The following is a 21,654-nucleotide window of genomic DNA, read 5'->3' as shown; positions in this document are numbered from 1 at the left end:
TCCCTCGGATCGTTGAGGCCGACGATGCTACTGCATGCGCCCGGCGTTCGGCGCGATGCCGACTCGTGCGGGGTTCAGCCGCAATCCCTGGCCAGCCGCAGGCCTGTCATCTGCCAGCGCGCCTGCGTGGGAAAGAAATTTCGGTAGCTGGCGCGCGCATGGCCCGGCGGCGTCAGGCAGGAACCACCGCGCAGCACGTACTGGTTGACCATGAACTTGCCGTTGTATTCGCCCACCGCGCCCTCGGCCACGCGAAAGCCGGGATACGGTGCATAGGAGGACTGCGTCCACTCCCAGACCTCGCCCAGCGACGCACAGCCCGCCTGCATGGCACGCGGATGCACGGGTCCCGGCGGCCCCTCGCCCGCAGGCCGCTGCGCCATCGGCTGCGCGAAGGCGGTCTCCCACTCCGCCTCGGTGGGCAGCCGCGCGCCGGCCCAGCGCGCGTAGGCATCGGCCTCGAAGTAGGACACATGGGCCACGGGCCGACGGCCATCGAGCGCCAGCGCGCCATGCAGGCTGAATTCCTGCCAGCCCCCCACCCCGTCCCGGCGCCAGTACCAGGGATGTTCCAATTGCTGCGCACAGCGCCAGTCCCAGCCCTCGGCCAGCCACCACTGCGGCTGGGCGTAGCCGCCCTCCTCCACGAAGCGCAGGAACTCGGCATTGGCCACGGGCCGGCTGGCGATCTCGCAGCCTGGCAGGAACACCTCATGGCGCGGCAGCTCGTTGTCGAAGGCAAAGCCCCGGCCCGCGTGGCCCACGGCATGCATGCCGCGCGGCACCATGCGCCACTCGATCGCGGGCGGCATGTCCTGCTGCGGCGCCGGCCCGGACTCGTCGTCCCCGTCGGAAGCGCGGTAGGCGGGCCACAGCGGATGGCAGGACAGCAGGTGCTTGATGTCGGTCAGCAAAAGCTCCTGGTGCTGCTGCTCATGCTGCAGGCCCAGCTCCAGCAGTGCGGTCAGGCGGGCCGGCGGCTGCGCGCCCCAGGACTCGAGCATGCACAGCATGCGCCGGTCCACGGCGTCCCGGTAGGCCAGCACGCGCGCCAGCAAGGGCCGCGTCAGCAGCCCGCGTTGCGCGCGCGGATGGCGGGCGCCCACCTGCTGGTAGTAGGAGTTGAACAGGACGCGGAAGTCGGGATCGAAGTCGGGATCGTGCGGGGCATGCCGGGCCAGCACGAAAGTCTCGAAAAACCAGGTCGTATGGGCCAGGTGCCATTTGGCGGGGCTCGCATCGGGCATGGATTGCACGCAGGCATCCTCGGCCGACAGCGGTGCCGCCAGCAGCACGGAGGACTGGCGCACGGACTCGTAGCGCTGCACCCAGCGCAGGGCGGCGGACATCTCACGCATGGGCATGGATCACCGCGAACCACTGCCGCTCGTCGCTCCAGACCTGGCAGGGCCCGAAGCCCGCGCCAGCCAGCATGCCCAGGAATTCGGGCAGCGGGTATTTGTAGCTGTTCTCCGTGTGGATGGTTTCGCCGGCCGAAAAATGCCGCAGCCCCTGGGGCCAGCCCACGATCAGCGAGCGGCGCGCGCGCAGGTGCATCTCGATGCGTGAATGCTGCGCATTGAAGAAAGCCACATGCTCCCAGTCGGCCTCGTCGAAATCGCTGCCCAGCAGGCTGTTGACGTGGCTGAGCACATTGAGGTTGAAGCGCGCCGTCACGCCCTGAGCGTCGTCGTAGGCCGGCTCCAGCCACTGCGTGGGCTTGGGCAGGTCTATGCCGATGAGCAGCCCGCCGTCGTCCTGCAGCAGGGCGCGCATCTGGCCCAGCATGCGCCGTGCCTGCGGCGGGTCGAAGTTGCCGATGGACGAGCCCGGATAGAACAGCAGCCGGCCGGTCTGCGGAATGTGAGGCGGCAGGGCCAACGGCTCGGTGATGTCGGCGGTGACGGCATGGGCCCGGAGCCCGGGGAAATCCTCGGCCAGCCGGCGCACGGACTGCCGCAGGAAGGCGCCGGCAATGTCCACCCCCACGAAGTGCCGTGGCCGCAGGCTGCGGCACAGGCCGCGGACCTTCTCGCAATTTCCGGCGCCCAGCTCGATCAGCACCTCGGTGCCATGCAGCGCCTCGGTCATGGCAGGCCCCGAGCCTTCGAGAATCGCGGCCTCGGTGCGCGTAGGGTAGTACTCGGGCAGGCGCGTGATCTGCTCGAACAGCTCGCAGCCGCGGGCATCATAGAGGTACTTGGGCGAGACTTCGGCCTGGGGCTGCATCAGCCCGCGTTGCAGCTCGGCGCGGGCCGTGCGCAGAGCCAGGGCCGGCATCCCCGCGCCGGCCTTGCGGCTGCGGCCCTCGGCCGCCTCGGGACAGGGCGCTGCCGGCAGGGGCAGGGGCACGCGGCGGGAATGCAGGGAAGACGCAGGAGAAAGCGCGGACGCTTCGTGGGCAGATAGCATGGTGGGGCCTCGCTGGGGTGCGCCGCCCGCCGCGTGTCCTCGCAAGCCGCGCCCCCTGGCGGGCCACGGCCCGCCAAGGGGCGGACAGCCATGATGGAGCCCATGGATACGCCGCAGCGCACTCACGGGCAAGGCCCCAGCCTAGGCGCCCACCCCCGCCATGCGGGTAGGACAGATTCCCCCAGGCATGATTTTTTCGTGACCCACAGGGTGCTGCGGCGCAGCATCCTTACCGGGACCGGCTGGACGAAAAAAATCCGATATGCCGCGAACGGCATATCGGACCAAGTACCCATCCTTGCCTCACTACGCGCTGTCGGATGAAACAGCGCGTGCCTCGCTCATGATCCGGAGATCAGAAGCGATAGCCCAGTCCAACGCCGACCAGCACCGGGTTCACCTTGAAGGTGCCCACCTTGGTGCCGCCAGCGCGCACGTCCGTTTCGATGAAGACTTTCTTGACGTCGAAATTCAGCGACCAGTTCTTGTCCAGCGCATAGTCGAAGCCGATCTGCAGCGCGCCACCGAAGCTGTTCTTCTTGATCGAGGGGTTCAGCGCGGCCTGCACGGCGGGATCGAAGTTCACGCTGGAAAAGCGCGTGAAGTTGATACCGGCGCCCACATAGGGCTTGAATGCGCCGAAATTGGTGAAGTGGTATTGCGCCAGCAGCGTGGGCGGCAGGTGCTTGAGGCTGCCGATCTGGCCCAGGCCGTTGGCACGCAGGTCATGCTTTTGCGGGTAGGTCAGCACCAGCTCGGCAGCGATGTTGGGCGTGAAGAAGTAGGACACGTCCAGTTCGGGCATCCACTTGTCGTTGATCGACAGGCCCAGCCCCGTGCTGTCCTTGTTGGCGCTGTCCAGATGCACGGCGCGCACACGCACCATCCACGGACCTTCGGCCTGCTGCGCGAAGGCAGCGCCGGAAGACAGGGCACAAACGGCGGCAACCGCCAGCAGAGTTCTTTTCATGATGGAGAGTCTTGGAGTACCCGGGGCAAATCCCGTAGCTGTATTGCAGCAGGGGCGGGCGCAGGCGGTCTTGTCCTAGCTCAAACCGGAAGGTGCGCGCGACCGCATGGCCGGCTCGCGTTGGTTGGATGCAACGCCGATGGCCTCGGCCCCTTCTGCCTCGGGTTGGAGACACCCGGCCCCGCCGGGAGGGACCCGCCATGCCCTGCCCCGAAATGAAAGAAAACGCAAAAGCACTGCTTGCGCGCGGGCCGTATCCGCACTAAGTTGGGGCCGGTCCGGCGAACGGCGCCGACCACAGAAACCGCATGCATTCCCTCCTGCCTTCCATGACCCTCCTCAAGCTCTACTACGCTCCCGGCACCTGCGCCCTGGCCACCCGCATTGCACTGATCGAAGCGAATGCCCCCCATGAAGTCGTCAAGCTCGACTTCGGCAAGGGCGAGCAGCGCAGCCCCGAGTACCTGGCCATCAACCCCAAGGGCCGTGTTCCCGCGCTGGTCACCGAACGCGGCGTGATCAGCGAGACCCCGGCCCTGCTGGCCTACATCGCGCGCCGCTTCCCCGAAGCCCGGCTCGCGCCGCTGGACGATGCGTACGCCTTCGCGCACATGCAGGAATTCCACGGCTACCTGTCCTCCACCGTCCATGTCGCACACGCCCACGGCCGCCGTGCCGGGCGCTGGGCCGACGATGAACAGGCCATCGCCGCGATGCAGCGCAAGGTGGCAGCCAACATGGCCGAATGCTTCGGTGTGATCGAGCGCCACTACCTGGGCGACGGCCCCTGGGTGCTGGGCGCCGACTACTCCGTGGCCGATGCCTACCTGTTCACCATCGCCGGCTGGCTGGAAGGCGACGGCGTGGACATCGCCGGCTTCCCCAAGGTGCATGCGCACTCCAAGAGGATGGCAGAGCGCGCGGCCGTCAGGGGTGCCCTGCAGGGCTGAGGCCTTGCACGCCGCCGGGAGCACCTGGAACGCAGGTGCTTTCGCCGGCCGCACGGCGCCAAGGGCCCCCCAACTGCGCCGCGCGGCGCCTGGTCACGATGGCAGCGGCCGGGCGAAATGCAGGCTGACGGCCTTGCCCGCGCGGCGGATGCGGGCCTGGTACTGGCCGGGCGTCAACCCCAGATGCTTGCGAAACGCAGCCCCCATATGGGATTGGTGGCTGAAGCCGCAGTCGTGCGCGATGCAGGCCAGCGAACGGTCATCCGCGCGCATCATGGCGCGGGCGGCCTGTACCCGTGCCTGCACGAGATAGGCATGTGGCGTCATGCCAAGCAGCTGGGAGAATTCACGCAGGAAACGCAGCGGCGCCCGGTGGATCATCCGGGCCAGCGGTGCGATGCCCAGGGGCTGGTCCAGCTCGGCGGCCATGCGCTCCAGAACGGGGAGGTACATCGGGCGCAATGCCTCGATGCGAGGGATGGGCATGGGGCCTTGCTGGCCCATGAAATCCAGTGCGGCCTGCTCGATGGCCAGGGCATCCGTCTCGGTGCAAAGCAGCAGCCGCCGCAACTGGTGGGCAAGCAGCAGGGCGCGGCGCTGGCCAGGGGCGGCGACACGCCGGCCTTCGAAGGCGCTGGCTGCGTCGTCGAACCATTCTTCCCAGTGCGCCTGGGTACAGCGAACCACCAGATATTCGCCGCCCGTGGCCGATTCGGAAAACACATCGACGCCGGGGGGTGTGCGCGCCACCGTCCCGGGCCAGGTATCGAAGTCGACGCGGCGGTCGCTGGCGATGGCATGCACGCCCTGCTGGCGCTCCAGCGCGATGCCCAGCGAATGAAGACGGGTCGGGTCATGGCTGCTGTAGGCCGTGCGGCCCAGCAGATGCACCTCGAACCCCGGCAGCTTGTGGTCTTTCATCACGGTGGTGCGTTGCGTGTCCCAAGTGAAATTTCATGATAGACGAGAAGCCGGGCCCTGCTCACACTGCAAGCATGAACTCGAACCACACGGAAATTCAACGCGTCATCGGCCTCATCGCAGGCATGAGCTGGGAGTCCAGCGCCGAGTACTACCGGCTCATCAATCAGGGCGTGCGCGACAGGCTGGGCCCGCTGCGCTCCGCAAGACTGCTGATGTACAGCGTGGACTTCGGCCCGATCGAGCTGGCCCAGCAGGAAGGCCGCTGGGATGACGCGGCCGCCTTGCTGGAGGATGCCGCGCGCCGGCTGCAGGATGGCGGTGCGGATGTGGTGCTGCTGTGTACCAACACCATGCACAAGCTTGCCGACCGCATCGCGGCGGCAGTACGGATACCTTTCATGCACATTGCCGATCCGGTGGCCGCGGCGGCCAGGACCGGCGGCCATCGCAAGCTGGGGCTGCTGGGCACCCGCTTCACCATGGAAGAACCCTTCATGCGCGAACGGCTGCACCAACAAGGGCTGGAGGTTCTGGTGCCGGATGAGGCAGACCGCGCCGAAGTGCACCGCATCATCTACGACGAGCTGTGCACAGGCCGGATACATGATGCGTCGCGGCGTATCTATCAGCGCGTCATGGCACAGCTGGCCGAGCGGGGTGCGCAGGCCATGGTACTGGGCTGCACGGAAATCAGCCTGCTGGTGCAGCAGCAGCATTGCCCCGTGCCTGTGCTGGACACCACCGCTTTGCATGCGCAGGCGGCGGTGGACTTCGCACTGAAGCCTTGACCGCGAGGAAATCGCGGAACGGCCACGGCCGCGCAGGCGGATACCACCTATGCGGCCGGGACCTGGCAGAAGGCCGCTGCATTCAATCACCATCGCTTTTCTGTCTTGGGCATCGGGGTCCTTCACCCGTCACGCGTATGCATGCCAGAGATCCTCGAATTCCCCGGTGGCGATGGCCCGACCCTTGAACTGCGTGGCTTGCCCGAGCATCCGTTTCTGGCGGGACTGCGCCATCACCTGGAGCCAGCTGCCCGGTGCCGGGCGCTGGAATCATTGCCGCTGCGTTCACCGATAGCCATCAACACCGCAGCCAATTCCTTGTCATCTGGCAACTCAACGAACGGTCCAGTAGGTCAAGTCGTTCCCGGGTAGAAGCACGTCCGGCCGACCCCCTTGGATGCCCATGAAAAGCCATTCGGGGATTCGAGTCGACCGGCCGCCATGCGAATCACAGCGCCAGACCGCAGGGGCAAGATCGTGTCCGCCTCTGCCATCCCGAAGGTGGCCCGGCCAAACACCCGGGCATCGCGGCTCTCGCGCAGTGCCTGCGCCAGCGCTCCGGCGCCGGACGCTGTATGAGTTTTCTTGTCAAGCACCTGAAACTCCCAGACGGACGGCGCCGAACTTTCACATCAAGCAGGTTCATTCTTCCTGGCAGGCCGCGAACGGCCCTCGGTGAAGCGGAATGTCAGAGCGCGGCTGCGTGCAGTCGGGTATTGAAAAGCGGACCACGGGTGAAGGCCGCCAGGCGCTTGGCCAGCCACAGCACCGCCAGGTCCACCAGGGGCTCGACCAGCACGACGCACATGTAGGCGGCACCGAAGCTTGCCACCTCGGCCAGGGTCGCCGAGCTGGCGCCGTGGCCGTAGATGGCCCAGAAGGCGACCCACAGGACGATGCCCCCCTGGTAGGTGGTGGACAGGGCCAGGGCCTGCCTGTAGCTGATGTCCACATAGGCCGTGCCAGCGGGAATCAGTCGGCGCGCCAGCTGGTTCACCGCATACAGCGGAACCAGCAAGGTTGTGACGTTCATGCCGTACTGCGGCAGGTCGAAGGGGGCGAAGAACAGACCCTGGACCAGCAGGCCGCACGCCAGGCCAATGGCCGCGGCGCCCGCGCCGAACATCAGCAGCAGGGTCGATCCCAGGATCAGGTGGACTTCGGACACGCCGACCGGCTCGTGCGGAAACACCTCGAAGAAACTGAACACCAGCGCGGTGGTGATGACGCTGCGGGCCAGCAGCGCGGGCCAGCCGCCGTTGTCGCGCAGGCTTTGCCGTGCCAGGGCGGCAGTCAGGCCGAAAGCCGCTGCGGCGGTGGCGTAACTGAGGGCGATTTTTTCGGGGCTGACGACGCCGGGTTCGATGTGCATGGGAGATCCTGGACAGGCAAGAGCCGTTGGAGGGCCGGAGGGCACCGGCTGCGCAATGGGAAAGGTGGTGAGCATAGCCGTGGACGGTGTGATGCGCCATGCCTTGCGACGGCAGATGCGATTTCCATCATGCCGTTAAACCTATCGGATCCGTGCTTATATACCTCCCCAGCCCCGGGTCGTAATACCGATACCGGTTTAGAACAGCCCCGTCCCCTCATCCAGATGCTGCCCCTGCATGCGCATCGGCTGGTGCAGGTTCAGCCGGTTGTATTCCTTGCGTGTATTGCCCCAGGGGTCCAGCTCTATCTGCCAGTCCACCTGCCCCAGCGGGTCGACCAGCGCCTGCGGCGTGCCCAGGTGGTCGCAGTGGTACAGGTGGATGTGCGTGATGGCTGCGGCCGGTGGCAGCAATTTTCCCCGCAGCGCATCAGCGTCCAGGCCGATTCAGCCAGTGATTGCCGCACTGGGGCGCTGGGGCCAGCCAATATCTGCTTTTGCACTTGGCTCAGCATGTTCCGCTGCTGCATATCGATGCTCTGACCGCTGTCCCTTCTCCAAAGGTCGGACAGACTTGTTTTTCGGCCAAGGGGAATAATTAGAATCAATCGCCCATATCAATTGATAAATTTATTTTCACTTGCAAAAAATATCTTGTAAGATGCATCCAGACTTTCAATGCAAATGGTTTTTTCACGAATTAAATCTTCATCTTTTATTTTTTCCATCTCAAATCTCACTGTCTTATAGTATTTTCTTACAAATTCAATCTCCGGCTCAATGAATTTAAGCCGCAAACATAGATTAATGTCAATTCATTACCTTTCAACCTTTTCATCACATGCCTAGCCTCTTTTTCCAAAGCAAATCCTAGTGATATTTTAACACCCGATGTATATCCGGCATCGGTATGTCGCAACAACTCCACACCACTATCAATTGCACCCAAGTCACCATTTATTATCTTCTCCGCAAGTCCGTCCAAGCACTTCCATGCAACAATGCTCGATTTATCATCAGATGGAAAATTCTTGGAATCCAATACCTCCTTAAGACACGCAACATCACTCACTGCAATAGACGGCAAATTAAATAAGATCAATATGGAAATAATCTTTAATATTTTCATCGAATGACCTCCAAAGAATCTCCATCATTAAGACTATCCCTTATAATACGAGGCATAACGATGCATCCCTCCGAGGCTGTACCGGTTGCGTTGTCTCCATGAATAAGAAATCCTGCACGTCCGTGCATATTATTTTCTGGAGCTGGCGTAAGACGTCTAGTTGCGACACCTGCTGTTCTATGTCTGAATGCCCCTCCGATCGTGTAGCTCCCTCGCGGTAGGGGTAACCTGCCCCCTGCCCCCCTGCCCTGCCCCCCCCGCCTTACCAATCATTCGTAGAGAGGTCCAAGGGTTGGCAGGTTAACTGATCCTGCGTCGGTGGTTGATAGGTTTGGGCTCGGTGTTTGGCTGCAAACGCGGCTGGTGGGATCCGTCCAATGCTCCCATGTGGTCGAACCTCGTTGTAATCCTGACGCAAGATGGCGATGGCCTCTCGCGCTTGAGCCAATGACTCGAACCAGTCCTCATTGAGGCATTCATCCCGGAATTTGCCGTTGAAGCTTTCGATGTAGGCGTTCTGAGTTGGCTTGCCCGGTTGAATCAGGATGTGCTGAACGCCTCGTGCCTGCATCCACGCCATGAAGGCCCTGCAGGTGAACTCTGGCCCGTTGTCCGTCCTGATGGCCTCTGGGTAGCCCCTGAAGCGGGCAGCTCGCTCAAGGATTCTGGTGACGTATGTGCCGGGCATCGACAAATCTACCGCGATGTCCACGCACTCGTGGCTGAAGTCATCGGCAATGGTCAAGCACTTGATGCGCCTGCCGTTGCTCAATGAATCACTGACAAAGTCCAGGCTCCATGTTTGATTGACCCGTGTCGCAGCCACCAGCGGTGTGCGCTCGCCACGGTACTTCTTGCCCTTGTTGCGCTTGCGCAGGGCCAAGCCTTGCTCGCGGTAAAGGCGAAGCACCTTCTTGTGGTTGATGCCAGGAAACTTGCCCTGCAGCATGTCGTGCACGCGGCGATACCCAAAGCGCCACCGCTCCATGGCGACAGCCTGGATGCGTTCAGCCAGGCGCACTGTGTCTACATCGGGTTGCGGTGGATGCCGCCAGGCATCTCGGGACAGCCCCACAAGACGACAAGCCTGCCGCTCAGAGATCTGGGTGTGTTCCAGCATCTTGGCGATGGCTTTGCGTTTGTCTTGCGGGGCTAGCGCTTTACCCCGAACCCGACCTTGAGTGCCTCCAGGTCCAGGTGCGCTTCGGCCAGCAGTTTCTTGAGCCGGGCGTTCTCGACTTCAAGGTCCTTCAGGCGCCGGGCCTCGTCGGCTTCCATGCCGCCGTACTTGGCACGCCACTTGTAGAACGTGGGTTCGCTGAATCCGCCTTGGCGGCAGACCTCCTTGACCGCCAGGCCAGACTCGGCCTGCTTCAGGAACCCAATGATCTGCTGTTCGGTAAATCGACTCGTCCTCATGTCCGTCATTCTCCAGGTTGGCGGACCTCACTTCCATTCAACTGGTACGGCTATGAGGGGCAGGTCACTGAAATTTCCATCTTTCCCGGCGTAGGTGAACTGCGTCACCTGCCCCGACAGAAATCGCTTGCCGCCGCCATGGCGTTCGGTGGTCAGGTCGATCTCCACGCTCATGTCCTTGCCCAGCAGTTCCTTGGCGGAGATGGAGGGGTTTCACTGATCAGGCGTATGCGGAATTCGAAGAGGCGGGAGATGCCTTCCTCTCCGGACAGGGACCGGAATTGCAATTGCACGCCCAATGGGCTGTGGACTGTGAAAGTACGATCGGACACGAATCTCCCCTCCCTCTGCATGAATGGGGTATGCGCCATGGCATGGTTGAATGAAATGAAGAACCGGTCGTTTCTTCTTGCGTGACCTGTGCCTTGAAAGCCGATGCCCGGGATCAGGCCGGCGACAGCAAGGGGATATGAAGCCCCTGGAGCATGGGCAGCAGTTCAGCGGGCGGAGTGTTGCGCAGCGGATTGCCGCCGGGCGGCTCATACAGGTATTGGATGAAAAGATGCCGTGCCTGCGCGCTTTCAAAGAAGGCACTGCGGTGGCGCTGCTGGAAATCCTGCCAGCAGGCCATGCCCAGTTGCTGTGTCAGCACCACCTCCACCTGGGACCAGGCCAGGGGCAGGCATTCGGCATAGCTGCGGTATTTCATCGACAAGTTGCGGCGCTGCAGCCGCTTCCCGTGGCCCACGACGATGAACAATGCATCGTGGTTTCTTTTCTTGATGTGATAGACGCAAAGCCGTACGTGGACCACGGAGGGTTGCAAGGCATCAAACCAGGCATTGAGCAGCTTCTTGCGCCGGTCCAGCTGCGCATCGCTCAATGTGACTGGCGTGTCGACCCCATGGATCTGCCGGCCCAGCAGGGGGCGGAATCTGCGCATGGCGTCCGCCGTGGCCTCGGGGCTTACCGTGGTGAAGCGGTCGCTGTAGCTGGCGAGGAACTCCTGACGTGCGGCAATGGCCAGTGCCTTGGCCCGTTCATCACCGTACTGCCTGATGGGAAAGCGCTTGAAATACTTCTGCCCGCCGCTTTCGATCGCTGCGAGCCAGGCGACCAGTTTGCCGTTCCGACAAATCCCGCGGACACCCGGTACACCCGATGTATTAGTGGTGCGCGGCTTGGTGTTGAGGGTCAGCAGTGTGTGGGGAGGAAACAGCCGCATGACCGCATCACGGTAGGCCTGCGCCATCCGGTTGGCCGATTCTCTGCCGCCGTAGGCATTGTCGAAGAAGTGGCGCGAGACCAGCCTGCCCCGCCGCCGCACGTTCACCGTCCACAGATCGAGCTGCCTGCCGTTCAGCGTGGTCATTCTCGTCCGCACGATGCTGTAGTCCTCGGGAATGGCGGACAAGGCCGTTCCATCGCCGGCCAGCGCCTCTTGCAGCGGCGGGCCCGAGGCGTTGGCGTGCAGGAAAAAGTCTTTTGCATTGAATTTCATTGCCAGGCTCAAATCCAGATGGGTTGTCAGAAATGGGCACCAGTCTAGATATTCAACAGAAAACGAATAGCCTTTTCCCCGATGACTTCATGGACGTCCTAGGAATAATGGTCGAATCACTCCCATTTTTCTAAGAATTGTCTGATTCAGAAGATACTTTTTTCCTTGCGATGCGCGCGAATTACAGGCAGGAACAGTGCTTTTGACGCAACTAACACCCTTGAATGGATGTATTTGTATTTTTTTGTTTTTAGGACCAGTCCTATATCTGCCGTGCGAAACAGGCAACTACCCACAGGGCAGAAATCCCCGGTGCACCGATGGAAGCCGCCAGCGCGTGGCGTGGTGCTGTGCGCTGCGGCGCATGCAGCAGGCGCCATGCAGGAGTGGGGTTGCACCTCAGCCTCCGGGGCCGGCCCTGCGCTTGCGCAGGAGCTCGTGCATCCGCCATTCCAGCGCTTCGGTGTCGAAGCCATAGGCGTCGAGCAGGGCGAGTGCCTTCTTCGCCTCCCGGAAATCGAGCACCGTCTGCGGCGGACACGGCCGCAGGGACAGCTCGTGCTTGAGCAGCCACTCCTGGATATCGGCGATGGCCGTGACCGACAGGCCCGCATTGATGAGCCGCGATGCCGTGACATGGGCCAGAGACAGGGGCGTCAGCTGCCAGCAGGAGTGCAGTGCCAGCAATTTTTCGAGCTTCTCCACCAGGGGCATGCGCAATTCGAACTGTGGCGATTGCTCGAACAGCTCCAGCGCATCCAGGTAGATGCCCGGCTGTGCGTGGATGAGGGCGATGTCGCTGCACAGCTGGAGCTGCTCGCACATGCGGGCCACGGCCATGCGCGCACGCGCCGCAGAGATGTTCTGCGCCGCGGCGGCCTGAGCGAGCGTCATGCCCGCGATGATGGACCGCAGGATGCGGGCCTTGGTAAGGTTGGAAATCACGCAATCCCCCCTGATGGAAGTCCAGGACGCCGTCCATGCCCCTGCCTGGGCCTGGGGCGCCCACCCTGGGCAGGATGGCATCCGGCGGGATGGAGTTCCTCGGGAGGGGCGCATGCTTGCGCCCACAGTCAAGTGCGGCCCTGGCAGTGGCCGGAGTGCGGCCTGGCCGGGGCGCTACGGGTTCAGCGCGCGCGCAGGCGCTTGATGCCTTCGACCGCCACCAGCACGACGGCACCGGCCACGATGCCGGCCAGCGCATTGAGCAGGTTGACGGCCAGCACGCGCCACAGGCCGCCCAGCGCGCCCTGGGCCACGGCCTCGCCCAGGCCTTCCACGGCATGGTGCAGTGCAGGCACGCCGTGCACGAGGATGCCGCCACCCACGAGGAACATGGCCGCAGTGCCCGCCACGGACAGGCCTTTCATGAGCCAGGGCGCGGCGGCGACGATGCCGCGTCCCAGTGCGCGGGCCGCCGCGCTGGCGCGCTGGCCCAGCCACAGGCCCAGGTCGTCAAGCTTGACGATGCCGGCCACCAGGCCATAGACGCCCACGGTCATGATCACGGCGATTCCCGCGAGCACGGCGACCTGCTGCCCGAAGGGGGCCGAGGCCACGGTACCCAGCGTGATGGCGATGATCTCGGCCGAGAGGATGAAGTCGGTGCGCACGGCGCCCTTGATCTTGTCCTTTTCCATGGCCACGAGATCCACCTTCTCGTCCGCGTTGGCGCGCGTGAGCCGCTCGCGCTCGGTGGCATCTTCCTCGGGGGAGTGCAGGAGTTTGTGGGCCAGCTTCTCGCAGCCTTCAAAGCACAGGAAGGCACCGCCCACCATGAGCAGCGGCGTGACGGCCCAGGGCGCGAAGGCGCTGATGAGCAGCGCGGCCGGCACCAGGATGGCCTTGTTGATGAGCGAGCCCTTGGCCACGGCCCAGACCACGGGGATCTCGCGCTCGGCGCGCACGCCCGTGACCTGCTGGGCGTTGAGCGCCAGGTCGTCACCCAGCACGCCGGCCGTCTTCTGCGCGGCCACCTTGGTCATGACGGAGACGTCGTCGGCCATGGCCACGCTCTTGCGGGCCGCGACCTTGGTCATGAGCGCCACGTCGTCGAGAATTGCCGCGATATCGTCCAGCAGCATCAGCAAACCAGCACCAGCCATCGCATTTTCTCCAGTGAGTTGTTCAGTGTCTTTCGGCCAGGGATCCATCATGGGGCCGGAGCATGTCCGGCCCCTGCCCGCTATTTGCTGGTCTTGAAGCCCTGCCCCGCCGCCCAGGCGGCCACGTCGTCGCGGCGGATGGCGGCGGCCATGAGCTGCGGAAAGGCGTCCGGCGTGCAGGCGAACGAGGGCACGCCCAGCGCGGCGAGCTTGGCGGCCAGCTGCGCATCATAGGCGGGCGCCCCTTCGTCGCTGAGTGCCAGCAGCGTGATGAATTGCACGCCCGACTCCACCAGTTCCGATGCGCGCCGCAGCAGGCCGCTTTCCACGCCGCCCTCGTAGAGGTCGGAGATGAGCACGACGATGGCGTTGCGCGGCTCGGTGATCAGGCTCTGGCAGTAGCCGACGGCGCGGTTGATGTCGGTGCCACCACCCAGTTGCACGCCGAACAGCACGTCCACGGGATCGGAGAGCTTGTCGGTCAGGTCCACGACCGCGGTGTCGAAGACCACCAGGCGTGTCGCGACGGCCGGCAGGCTGGCCATGACCGCGCCGAAGATGCTGGAGTAGACGACGGAGTTGGCCATGGAGCCGCTCTGGTCTATGCACAGGATGACTTCGCGCTGCGGGCGGCGGGCCTTGCGGCCGTAGCCGACCAGGGTCTCGGGGACGATGGTGCGGTACTCGGGCTGCCAGTGCCGCAGGTTGGCGCGGATGGTGCGATTCCAGTCGATCTCGGCATGGCGCGGGCGGCGGTTGCGCTGGCTGCGGTCCAGCGCGCCGGACACCGCGCTGCGCATGGGCTCCTCCAGGCGGCGCATGAGGTCGTCCACGACCTTGCGCACGACCATGCGGGCGGTCTCCTTGGTGCTTTGCGGGATGACGGAGCCCAGGGAGATGAGGTCGGCGACCATGTGCACGTCGGGTTGCACGTGCTCGAGCATCTCGGGCTGGAGCATGAGTTCGCGCAGGTTCAGGCGCTCCATGGCGTCATGCTGCATGACCTGCACGACCTGGCTGGGAAAGTACTTGCGGATGTCGCCCAGCCAGCGGGCCACGCCCGGCGAGGAGTTGCCGCGCCCGCCCCGGCGCGACAGCGGGCTGTCCTCCTCGTAGAGCGCGGTCAGGGCCTTGTCCATCTCCTCCAGGGCGCCACCCGCCCCTCCCACACCGCCGCAGCTGGCCTCGGCCGGTTGGCCCAGCACCAGGCGCCAGCGCTGCAACCGGGTGGTGGGAGGCCGCTCGGGAGCCGGGGCTGCAGTGTCGTCGGTGGATGCGTCGTTCACGGTGGCGGCGGTGTTCATGGCTGGGCCTCTTGCAGGCTGGACGGCAGTTGCGCGGGCAGGTTCAGGCCCAGCAACTGATCGAGTACGGGAATGGCGAGCACGGCGCGGGCCTCGTCCCAGGCACCGTCGCCCGCGCCACCGCCCGCGGATCCCGGCGCGACCGCCACGGCGGCGCTGCCCTGGCCGCGCCGGGCCTTTTCGCCCAGGCTCTGGCGGTCATGGTTGGAGAAGGCAGAGAAGCTGCGGCGCACCAGCGGCAGGATCTGGGTGAACTGGGTCTCGCCCAGCTGGGCCAGCCAGGCATCGACGGCGCCCCAGATGGCGTCGTCGTGCAGCAGGACCAGGGCCTGGCGGTTGAGAAAGCCATCGAGCCAGGCGGCGGCATCCAGCGGTGGCACGCCCAGCGAGAGATTGCGACCCAGTTGCGTGGCCACGGCCTCGCTGTCCAGCCGGTGGGCATCGAGCAGCAGGCGACAGGCGGCGCCGCGCAGCAAGGCCGCGCCCGCATCGCCCAGCGCGATGCTGCGCAGCGCGCCAAACCAGGCCTCGCGCGGCGCTTCGGCATCGCGCAGGCGCAGGGCCTCGTGCGCCTGCAGCACGGTGGCCTGCATGCGCCGGGCGGCGTCCTCGTCCAGCGCCATGCAGGCCAGGGGCAGGCCGATGGCGGCGCGCAGCGCCATGCTGTCGATGACCGTGGCCAGCGCCTGGGTGTCGGTCTGGCGCACGCTGCCGTAGCGCAGCACGTTGGCCAGCGGCGGCAGTGCCTGCATGAGCTGGGAGACGTCGCCGGTGCTGGCCGAGCGGTCGACCAGGTCCTGCATGAGGGCGTCGACCAGGTGCGGCAGGTCGGCCAGCAGCGCGTCGTCGATGGTCCTGGCCAGCTCGGGCAGCGGGGTCTCGGGTGTCAGTGCCTGGCGCACCTTGGCGGCCGCGGCCTGCACCAGGGTGCCGCCGTAGCGGCTGGCCTCGATGATGCGCACGGCCAGTTCGGGCTCCCACTGCAGCTGCCAGCTTTCGCGGAAGGTGCCGCGGTTGCGTTGCTGGTCGGTGGTGACGCTGCCCCATTCGATGCCCAGCAGGCGCAGGCGGTGCAGGAAGTGGCTGCGGTCGCGGTCCGTGTCCTTGCGCAGGTCCAGGGCCAGGACCTTGGCGGCCGCCTCGGGCTTGAGGCGCAGGCTTTTCTGCTGCTGCTCGATGTCGCGCTGCAGCGGCACCTGGGGCACGTCGGCGGGCACGCCGCCGATGCGATCGCCCACGCTGAGTTCGCGCTCGATCAGGCGCAGCGGTGCGCGCTCGCCCATGCTGATGACGGTGACGATGGCCTCGTCCAGCTCGGGCAGTCCCGGGTTGGCATGGCCGCGCAGGGCCGCCAGGCTTTCGGCCAGGCGCGCGGCCTCGATGATGTGGGCGCTGGAGCAGTCCAGGTCCTTGGAGCGCAGCAGATGGGCCACGCGCGCCAGCCAGCCGACCGTCCGCGCCGTGGCGCCCTGTGCATGCGCATGCCCGCCGCCTTGGGCGGGCTCGGAGCAGCGCCACAGGTGCTCGTACCAGCCCGGGGAGTCCACGCCCGCGCCGTAGCCGCTGGAGGAGCACAGGTTGCGGTAGGTCCAGGGCGCCCAGGTGGCCTGGACCTTGGCCTTGGGCAGTCCCTTGAGCGTGGCGGCATCGGCCTTGGCCGTGACCTGGGCCTGCAGCGCGGGCACGTGCCAGGCGCCGCAGACGACGGCGATGCGCTGGTGGCCGGCCTTGACGGCCTCGCGCATGCACTGGCGCATCCAGGCCTCGCGCAGCGCCTCGCGTCGGGCATGGCGCTCGCCACGCACTTCGTTGGGCAGTTCGGCACGCACCACGGCCATGGCTTCGGCGATGCCCTCGAACAGGGTGGCGCCGTCGCCGCGCTCCTCGACCAGCCGGTTCCACCAGCTTTCCCCGTCGGGGTAGCCGGCCGCCTCGGCCAGCAGGTCCAACGGGTCGCGCCAGTCCTGCCCCGGCCGCGCGGCAGGGGACTCATCCTGAGGCGTACCAGGCTCGGCGCCCGGCACGGCCTGCGGCGTGGTGTCGTCACGGTCCAGGGCGGCGGCGCCGCCTTGGCGAGCCGTGCCTTGCGGGGCGTCTGTCTCTTCGGCCTCCTCGGCTTCTTCGCCGCCATCACCCTGCTCGCGTGCCTGGGAGGCCGCCGCTTCGGCCTTGCGCCGCTCCTGTTCGGCCATGTCCAGCGCCATGCGGTGCGTCTGCGGCAGGTCGATGAAGCGCGTGGCCACGCCCTGGCGCGCCGCCCATTGCAGGGCCTGCCATTCGGGCGAGAACTCGGCATAGGGATAGAAGGCCGCATGGGCAGGACTGTCCTGCACATAGACCAGCATGGCCACGGGCGGACGCAGGTCGGCGTGGCCCAGCATGGGCAGCAGGGCTTCGCCCTCGGGCGGGCCTTCGACCAGCAGGCAGTCGGGCTGCAGCTGTTCCAGGGCCTGCAGCAGGCTGCGCGCACAGCCCGGGCCGTGGTGGCGGATACCAAAAAAATGCAGGGCAGAGTCCATGGTGTTCACAGGCCGTATCGTTCTTGCATGGCTTCATGCCATTCGGTGGGCTGGCCGGCGGCACGGGCCAGCTCCAGCCAGCACAGCGGGTGGCCATGGCACAGGGCGGCAATGCGCCGCTCGATCTGCTGCGCCGGCACATGCGCCGGCGCGCTGACGGCGAGGTACAGGCCGGGCAGTCCGCCTTCGCCATCCCCGTCGTCCTCATCCTCATCCCCGCCATCCCCGGCCTGGGGGTCGGTGATGCGGTAGCTGTCATTGCTGTACTGCCAGGTCTTCCAGCCGTCTTCCTCGAGCTGGTCGCGCCAGGCGGTGAGCAGTTCCTCGCCCGGGTGCTGCCCGTCGATCATGTAGCTGGGGCCATGGCCGCCGCCTTCGAGCACATGCAGCGGCTCCACGAAGACGCGCAGATAGTGCTCCAGTTCCTGCTCGTCCTCGGGCGGCTGCTCGGCCAGTTGCGGCGGGAAGACCACCCAGTCGCCGACACGCTGCGCAAATCCCCGGGGCGACGGCTGCACGATGCGTGCCGTGGCCGGGCCCGTGCGGCGTGCGAGGACGTCGCGCGTGCGGCCCTCCTCGCCGATGCGCAGGTAGATCAGGCCCCAGTCCTCCTCCACCACGCTGTCTTCGTCTGCGCACTCCTCCAGCTCCATGCCCAGGGCCCTGGCCTGGCTGCGGACCTCGGCCCACTGCCCGGCGGCCGTGGCGGCGATCAGCAGCTCCCAGCGCCGCCCCGGCTCCGGCTCCGGCTCGGACTGCAGGACCAGGCGGCGCTGCTGCACGGCGGTGTCGAAGTCCTTGAGCTGCATGGCCGCATCGGCCCACAGCCGGCGCGTGGGCGCGGCTTCGGGGTCGTGCCGCAGCACCTGCTCGATCAGGGGGCCGACCTGCGCATGGCGCCCTTCGCGGTAGGCCACCTTGGCCCGGTACCAGGCGGCCATCGCGGGCAGGTGGGGCTCGATGCGGCGTGCCTGCTCCTCGATGGCCGCCAGATCGTCGGCATCGAAGCACAGGCTGAACCAATGGTTTTGCAGCTCCACCGAATCCGGCGCCGCCTGCACCATGGCCTGCACCCGGCTGCGGGCCAGCGCCCCCAGGCCGAAGCCGGCCAGCGCGCCAGCCAGCCGCATGGCGATGGCCTGGTCCTGCGGCCACTGGCCGTGCACCTGCTCCAGCCACTGGATGACGGTTTCGCTGGCCAGGCCATCGGCGGCATCCGAGCCCAGCCACTGCGCCAGTTCCTGCGCCGCGCAAGGCAGCGCCGGCGCGCTGGCCGAGGCAAGCACCTGGCGCGCCTGCTGCACGCTGGCGCCCGCGCCCAGGTCCTCGCGCAGCTGCGGTACATGCTCCAGCGCGCGCGCCAGGGCCTGTTCGGCCAGCCACGGCACTTGCCGTGCCAGCGCCAGCCCGCTCTGGGCCAGGGCCAGCTCGATCAGCAGGCGGTGGCTGCCAGCGGCGTGCAAGTGCTCGGTGACCACCCACAGCGCATGGCCCAGCGCCGGGGTGTTGAGTTCGGGCAGCGCGCCAGCCGCGGCGACGGCGGCGCGTGCCCAGTGCACGTAGGCAGCGACTTCGATGTCGGCGAAGTCCGGCAGTTGCTCCCAGGCGGCCTGCGCCTGCCCGGTCATGGCCAGGGCCCGGCAGCGCTGCAACAGGCGAGTGGACTGCTCCTCGGGGTCGTCCTGGTCGCTGTCTTCCTGTGTTTCGTCCAGCAAGGCCAGGGCCTTGTGCGCGTCGCCCAGCGACAGCCATTGCTCGACTTCGGTGGTCACGTACAGCGTGCCCGGCTCCTCGCCATCCCTGGCCTGCGCGTCGCGCTGGCTGCGCAGATAGGCCAGTGCCTCGCGGCGCTGGCCCAGGTCGCCCATGGCGTTGGCGCGCTCGATGGTCAGGCAGCCGAAGCAGTTCCAGCTGGTATCGATGCGCGAGAGGGTCTCGTCGCAGGCGGCCAGGCGCTCGCGGGCCCAGCCCGGCCCGTCGACATTGGCATAGGTGCCCACCAGATCCTGGGTGACGCACACGCTTTGCGGGCAGCCCTGGGTCTTGTCCTGGTGCGCGCCTTCGTAGGCCTCGACCACTTCGCCCAGCAGTTGCTCGCCCTGGTGGCGGGCAATGCGCGAAGCGCACAGCCAATGCTTGAAGTACACCTCCAGCCAGGGAATCTCCAGGCTGCGCGCCGCGGCCAGGGCCTCGGGGGTCAGCGCTTCCACGAGTGCATGGTTGCCCAGGTATTTCTGGTAGGGCACATCATGGATCAGATGGGCCAGGCGTTGCTGGCCCTGCTCTTCGAGGCGGTCCGCGAGTTCGTTGACCCAGGCAAAGTTATCCATTTGCGACAATCTCCTTCCGATGGCATTCGGTGCGGCTCAGCGGCCTTCACCGGGCAGGCACAGCGCGGCCACCGCCTCGCTGAAATCATGGAACAGCTGCACCAGCGGCGGCTGGCCCGGCAGCTCCTCGCCCGCGGGCGCCATGATGGCCTTGAAGCTGCGCAGCAGCGCCACGGCGTGCGAGGGCGGCTGACGCCCCTCGCGATGGCCTTGCAACAGGGCCTGGATGGCGCGGTTGTCCAGGTTCACGTACAGGCGCGCGGGCACAGAGGCGTCGACGCGCCGGGTGAAGGCCCGCGCCAGGCCCAGCGCGGCGCCGGCCATGCGCTTGCTGGCGTCGTCGGCCTCCAGCCGGGCCTTGAGCTGGGCCTCGCGGTCGGGCACGACGATCAGCGGCAGCTCCCCCGAGCCGAAGCGCACGGGCACCACCAGTTCGCCCCAGGCCAGTTGCTCGCGCAGCCACGCCAGCTCGGTCGGGGGCAGGTCGTCCTCGCGGAACATGCGGGCGTTGCCGGCGGCCGTTCCGACCTCGATCAGCAGCACGCCACGGTCCCGCACCCATTGGCGCAGGAAGCCGGCCACCGCATAGCGGTCACCGCGCGCCACGGGAATCTGCAGCACGCGGAACAGCACGTCCTCGAAGCCGCCGCTCTGCCCCAGGCTCAGGTGAATGCGCCCCTCGCGCACCAGGCTGCGCACGGGCAGATCCCCCTGGCTGGTGGGCAGGCGCACCGCATCGGCCAGCACGGTGAACAGGTCTTCCTCGCACAGCGCCGCGCCCAGCAGGGCCTCGTTGTGACGCGTCAGCAGCCGCGCCCAGGCCGGCGCCTGCGTCTGGGCCAGATGGGCCAGCCCCTGGATCAGCGTCTGGCGCAGATGCTGGCGTGTCGCCTGGTAGGCATCGTCGCGCTGCAGGTCTTCGCGGCTGGCCGTGGGAGTGAGGGCGTTGGACTCGATGACCCCGCCGATGAAGCCCGCCCACACGGGCAGCAGGTCGCGCGCCTCGTCATCCAGCAGCATGCCGCGCACGTAGACGCTGAGGTGGCGGTTGTCGCTGGTGCCATAGGTGGCGCCATCCTGCACCCACAGCAGGCCGCGCGCATCGCTGAGGCCTTCGGGCTCCACCGGGATGACGCAGATGGGCTCGAAATGCTGCTCCATGCGCGCCGCGAAAGCCATGCGCTGGCGTTGCAGCACGGCCGGGTGCACGGCCACGCCGGCCTCGGTGGCACGCCAGGGCGGTGGCTCGGCATTGACGCACTCCTCGTCGAACCACAGCGGCTCGCGCAGCAAGGCGCAGTAGCGCCCCAGCACGCGCTTGAGCACGCCGCTGGAGCACAGGTGGCTGAAATCGCTGCGCATGGCCAGATGGATTTCCGTCCCCACGGGCCGCGCCTGCACGGCCTGCACCGCGTAGCGGCGCCCGTCCGAGGAACGGTAGCGCCAGCCTTCGCCGGGCGTCTGGTAGGAGGTGGTGTTGACCAGCACCTGCTCGGCCACCACGAAGGCCGAGAGAAAGCCCAGGCCGAACAGGCCGATCAGCGCGTCCGTGCCCTCGCGGTCGCTGGAGCGAAGCTGGCGCGTATAGCCATTGCCCAGCGTGGCCAGATAGCGGTGCAGTTCCTGCTCGGTCAGCCCGGAGCCGTTGTCGCGGATGATGATGGTCTGCGCGGCCGGGTCGGCCAGCACATCGATGCGGCCCGGGCCGGTGAAGTCGGGGTCTTCCAGCCGCCGGCGCGAGATGGAGTCGTGCGCGTTCTGGATCAGCTCGCGTATGGCCACCACGGGGGTGGAGTACAGGTGCTTGGCCAGGACGTCGAACAGCCCGTCCAGATGCACCTGCGTGGTCTGCAATGCCGCAGGGATGCTGTCGGGGCTGAAGGCCTGCGAAGCCGGGAGTTCCGCGTTGTCGGACATGTGCCTTGGCGCCT

The 21,654-nt window shown here is 66.4% G+C and carries 19 protein-coding genes and 1 pseudogene; 2 read left to right on the top strand and 18 right to left on the bottom strand.

Annotated elements, in window-relative coordinates; translation table 11 throughout:
* Window positions 1-74: 74 nt before the first annotated feature.
* From egtB to L1Z78_RS09245, 3 genes are all read right to left on the bottom strand, one after another.
* A complete protein-coding gene (gene egtB, locus L1Z78_RS09255; protein WP_234641220.1) occupies window positions 75-1,364 on the bottom strand; it encodes an ergothioneine biosynthesis protein EgtB in 1,290 nt (429 codons plus the stop codon).
* Window positions 1,351-2,412, bottom strand: coding sequence for an L-histidine N(alpha)-methyltransferase (gene egtD / locus L1Z78_RS09250; RefSeq protein ID WP_234641219.1), 1,062 nt, complete (start codon window positions 2,410-2,412; stop codon window positions 1,351-1,353). The genes egtB and egtD overlap by 14 nt, the downstream gene beginning before the upstream one ends.
* 355 nt (window positions 2,413-2,767) lie before the next feature.
* On the bottom strand, window positions 2,768-3,382 hold the full coding sequence (locus tag L1Z78_RS09245; RefSeq protein ID WP_234641218.1) for an OmpW/AlkL family protein: 615 nt from the start codon (window positions 3,380-3,382) through the stop codon (window positions 2,768-2,770).
* A gap of 329 nt (window positions 3,383-3,711) precedes the next feature.
* Here L1Z78_RS09245 and L1Z78_RS09240 point away from each other — a divergent pair, with 329 nt between their 5' ends.
* On the top strand, window positions 3,712-4,332 hold the full coding sequence (locus tag L1Z78_RS09240; protein WP_234642132.1) for a glutathione S-transferase family protein: 621 nt from the start codon (window positions 3,712-3,714) through the stop codon (window positions 4,330-4,332).
* Window positions 4,333-4,425: 93 nt separating this feature from the next.
* Here L1Z78_RS09240 and L1Z78_RS09235 read toward each other — a convergent pair whose 3' ends face one another.
* Complete coding sequence (locus L1Z78_RS09235; RefSeq protein ID WP_234641217.1) at window positions 4,426-5,253, bottom strand: helix-turn-helix domain-containing protein; 828 nt, start codon at window positions 5,251-5,253, stop codon at window positions 4,426-4,428.
* 74 nt (window positions 5,254-5,327) lie between these two features.
* On the opposite strand from L1Z78_RS09235, the gene L1Z78_RS09230 reads away from it, so the two are divergent.
* Window positions 5,328-6,044 carry an aspartate/glutamate racemase family protein gene (locus L1Z78_RS09230; protein ID WP_234641216.1) on the top strand — a complete coding sequence of 239 codons (717 nt, stop codon included), beginning with the start codon at window positions 5,328-5,330 and terminating at the stop codon, window positions 6,042-6,044.
* Between the two features lie 353 nt (window positions 6,045-6,397).
* On the opposite strand, the gene L1Z78_RS28145 is transcribed toward L1Z78_RS09230, so the two are convergent.
* The 14 genes and pseudogenes from L1Z78_RS28145 to L1Z78_RS09170 form a co-directional block, all read right to left on the bottom strand.
* Window positions 6,398-6,640 (bottom strand): S41 family peptidase, encoded by a 243-nt coding sequence (locus L1Z78_RS28145; protein WP_418921683.1) that lies wholly within the window; start codon window positions 6,638-6,640, stop codon window positions 6,398-6,400.
* A 92-nt stretch (window positions 6,641-6,732) separates the two neighbouring features.
* A complete protein-coding gene (locus L1Z78_RS09225; protein WP_234641215.1) occupies window positions 6,733-7,416 on the bottom strand; it encodes an energy-coupling factor ABC transporter permease in 684 nt (227 codons plus the stop codon).
* Between the two features lie 127 nt (window positions 7,417-7,543).
* Window positions 7,544-7,591 (bottom strand): annotated as a pseudogene (locus tag L1Z78_RS28140) (hypothetical protein); the annotation flags it as partial.
* Window positions 7,592-7,614: 23 nt separating this feature from the next.
* On the bottom strand, window positions 7,615-7,830 hold the full coding sequence (locus L1Z78_RS09220) for an RHS domain-containing protein (protein WP_234641214.1): 216 nt from the start codon (window positions 7,828-7,830) through the stop codon (window positions 7,615-7,617).
* Window positions 7,831-8,173: 343 nt separating this feature from the next.
* The gene (locus tag L1Z78_RS09215) at window positions 8,174-8,545 is read right to left on the bottom strand and encodes a hypothetical protein (RefSeq protein WP_234641213.1); all 372 of its coding nucleotides are present in this window, start codon (window positions 8,543-8,545) and stop codon (window positions 8,174-8,176) included.
* Window positions 8,546-8,807: 262 nt separating this feature from the next.
* A protein-coding gene (locus L1Z78_RS09210; protein ID WP_418921682.1) for an IS3 family transposase occupies window positions 8,808-9,964 on the bottom strand; the annotation gives its coding sequence in 2 pieces (ribosomal slippage) (window positions 8,808-9,718 and window positions 9,718-9,964; 1,158 coding nt in all).
* A gap of 27 nt (window positions 9,965-9,991) precedes the next feature.
* Window positions 9,992-10,132 (bottom strand): hypothetical protein, encoded by a 141-nt coding sequence (locus L1Z78_RS09205; RefSeq protein ID WP_234641211.1) that lies wholly within the window; start codon window positions 10,130-10,132, stop codon window positions 9,992-9,994.
* Window positions 10,133-10,409: 277 nt separating this feature from the next.
* A complete protein-coding gene (locus L1Z78_RS09200) occupies window positions 10,410-11,465 on the bottom strand; it encodes an AP2/ERF family transcription factor (protein ID WP_234641210.1) in 1,056 nt (351 codons plus the stop codon).
* Window positions 11,466-11,864: 399 nt separating this feature from the next.
* Entirely contained in the window at window positions 11,865-12,410 is a 546-nt protein-coding gene (locus L1Z78_RS09195; RefSeq protein WP_234641209.1) for a hypothetical protein, read from the bottom strand.
* A 182-nt stretch (window positions 12,411-12,592) separates the two neighbouring features.
* Window positions 12,593-13,570, bottom strand: coding sequence for a DUF808 domain-containing protein (locus L1Z78_RS09190; RefSeq protein ID WP_234641208.1), 978 nt, complete (start codon window positions 13,568-13,570; stop codon window positions 12,593-12,595).
* A gap of 80 nt (window positions 13,571-13,650) precedes the next feature.
* Window positions 13,651-14,874, bottom strand: a complete 1,224-nt coding sequence (locus L1Z78_RS09185; RefSeq protein WP_234641207.1) for a VWA domain-containing protein — start codon at window positions 14,872-14,874, stop codon at window positions 13,651-13,653.
* On the bottom strand, window positions 14,871-17,393 hold the full coding sequence (locus L1Z78_RS09180; protein ID WP_234641206.1) for a DUF5682 family protein: 2,523 nt from the start codon (window positions 17,391-17,393) through the stop codon (window positions 14,871-14,873). The genes L1Z78_RS09185 and L1Z78_RS09180 overlap by 4 nt, the downstream gene beginning before the upstream one ends.
* A 5-nt stretch (window positions 17,394-17,398) precedes the next feature.
* Window positions 17,399-19,723, bottom strand: a complete 2,325-nt coding sequence (locus L1Z78_RS09175) for a hypothetical protein (RefSeq protein ID WP_234641205.1) — start codon at window positions 19,721-19,723, stop codon at window positions 17,399-17,401.
* 36 nt (window positions 19,724-19,759) lie between these two features.
* A complete protein-coding gene (locus tag L1Z78_RS09170) occupies window positions 19,760-21,640 on the bottom strand; it encodes an ATP-binding protein (protein ID WP_234641204.1) in 1,881 nt (626 codons plus the stop codon).
* Between the last annotated feature and the right edge of the window lie 14 nt (window positions 21,641-21,654).

The organism is Delftia tsuruhatensis (genome assembly GCF_903815225.1).
Classification (GTDB): Bacteria; Pseudomonadota; Gammaproteobacteria; order Burkholderiales; family Burkholderiaceae_C; genus Comamonas; species Comamonas tsuruhatensis_A.
The sequence above is the reverse complement of the archived record's forward strand: the minus strand, read 5'-3'. Positions and strand labels throughout refer to the sequence as shown.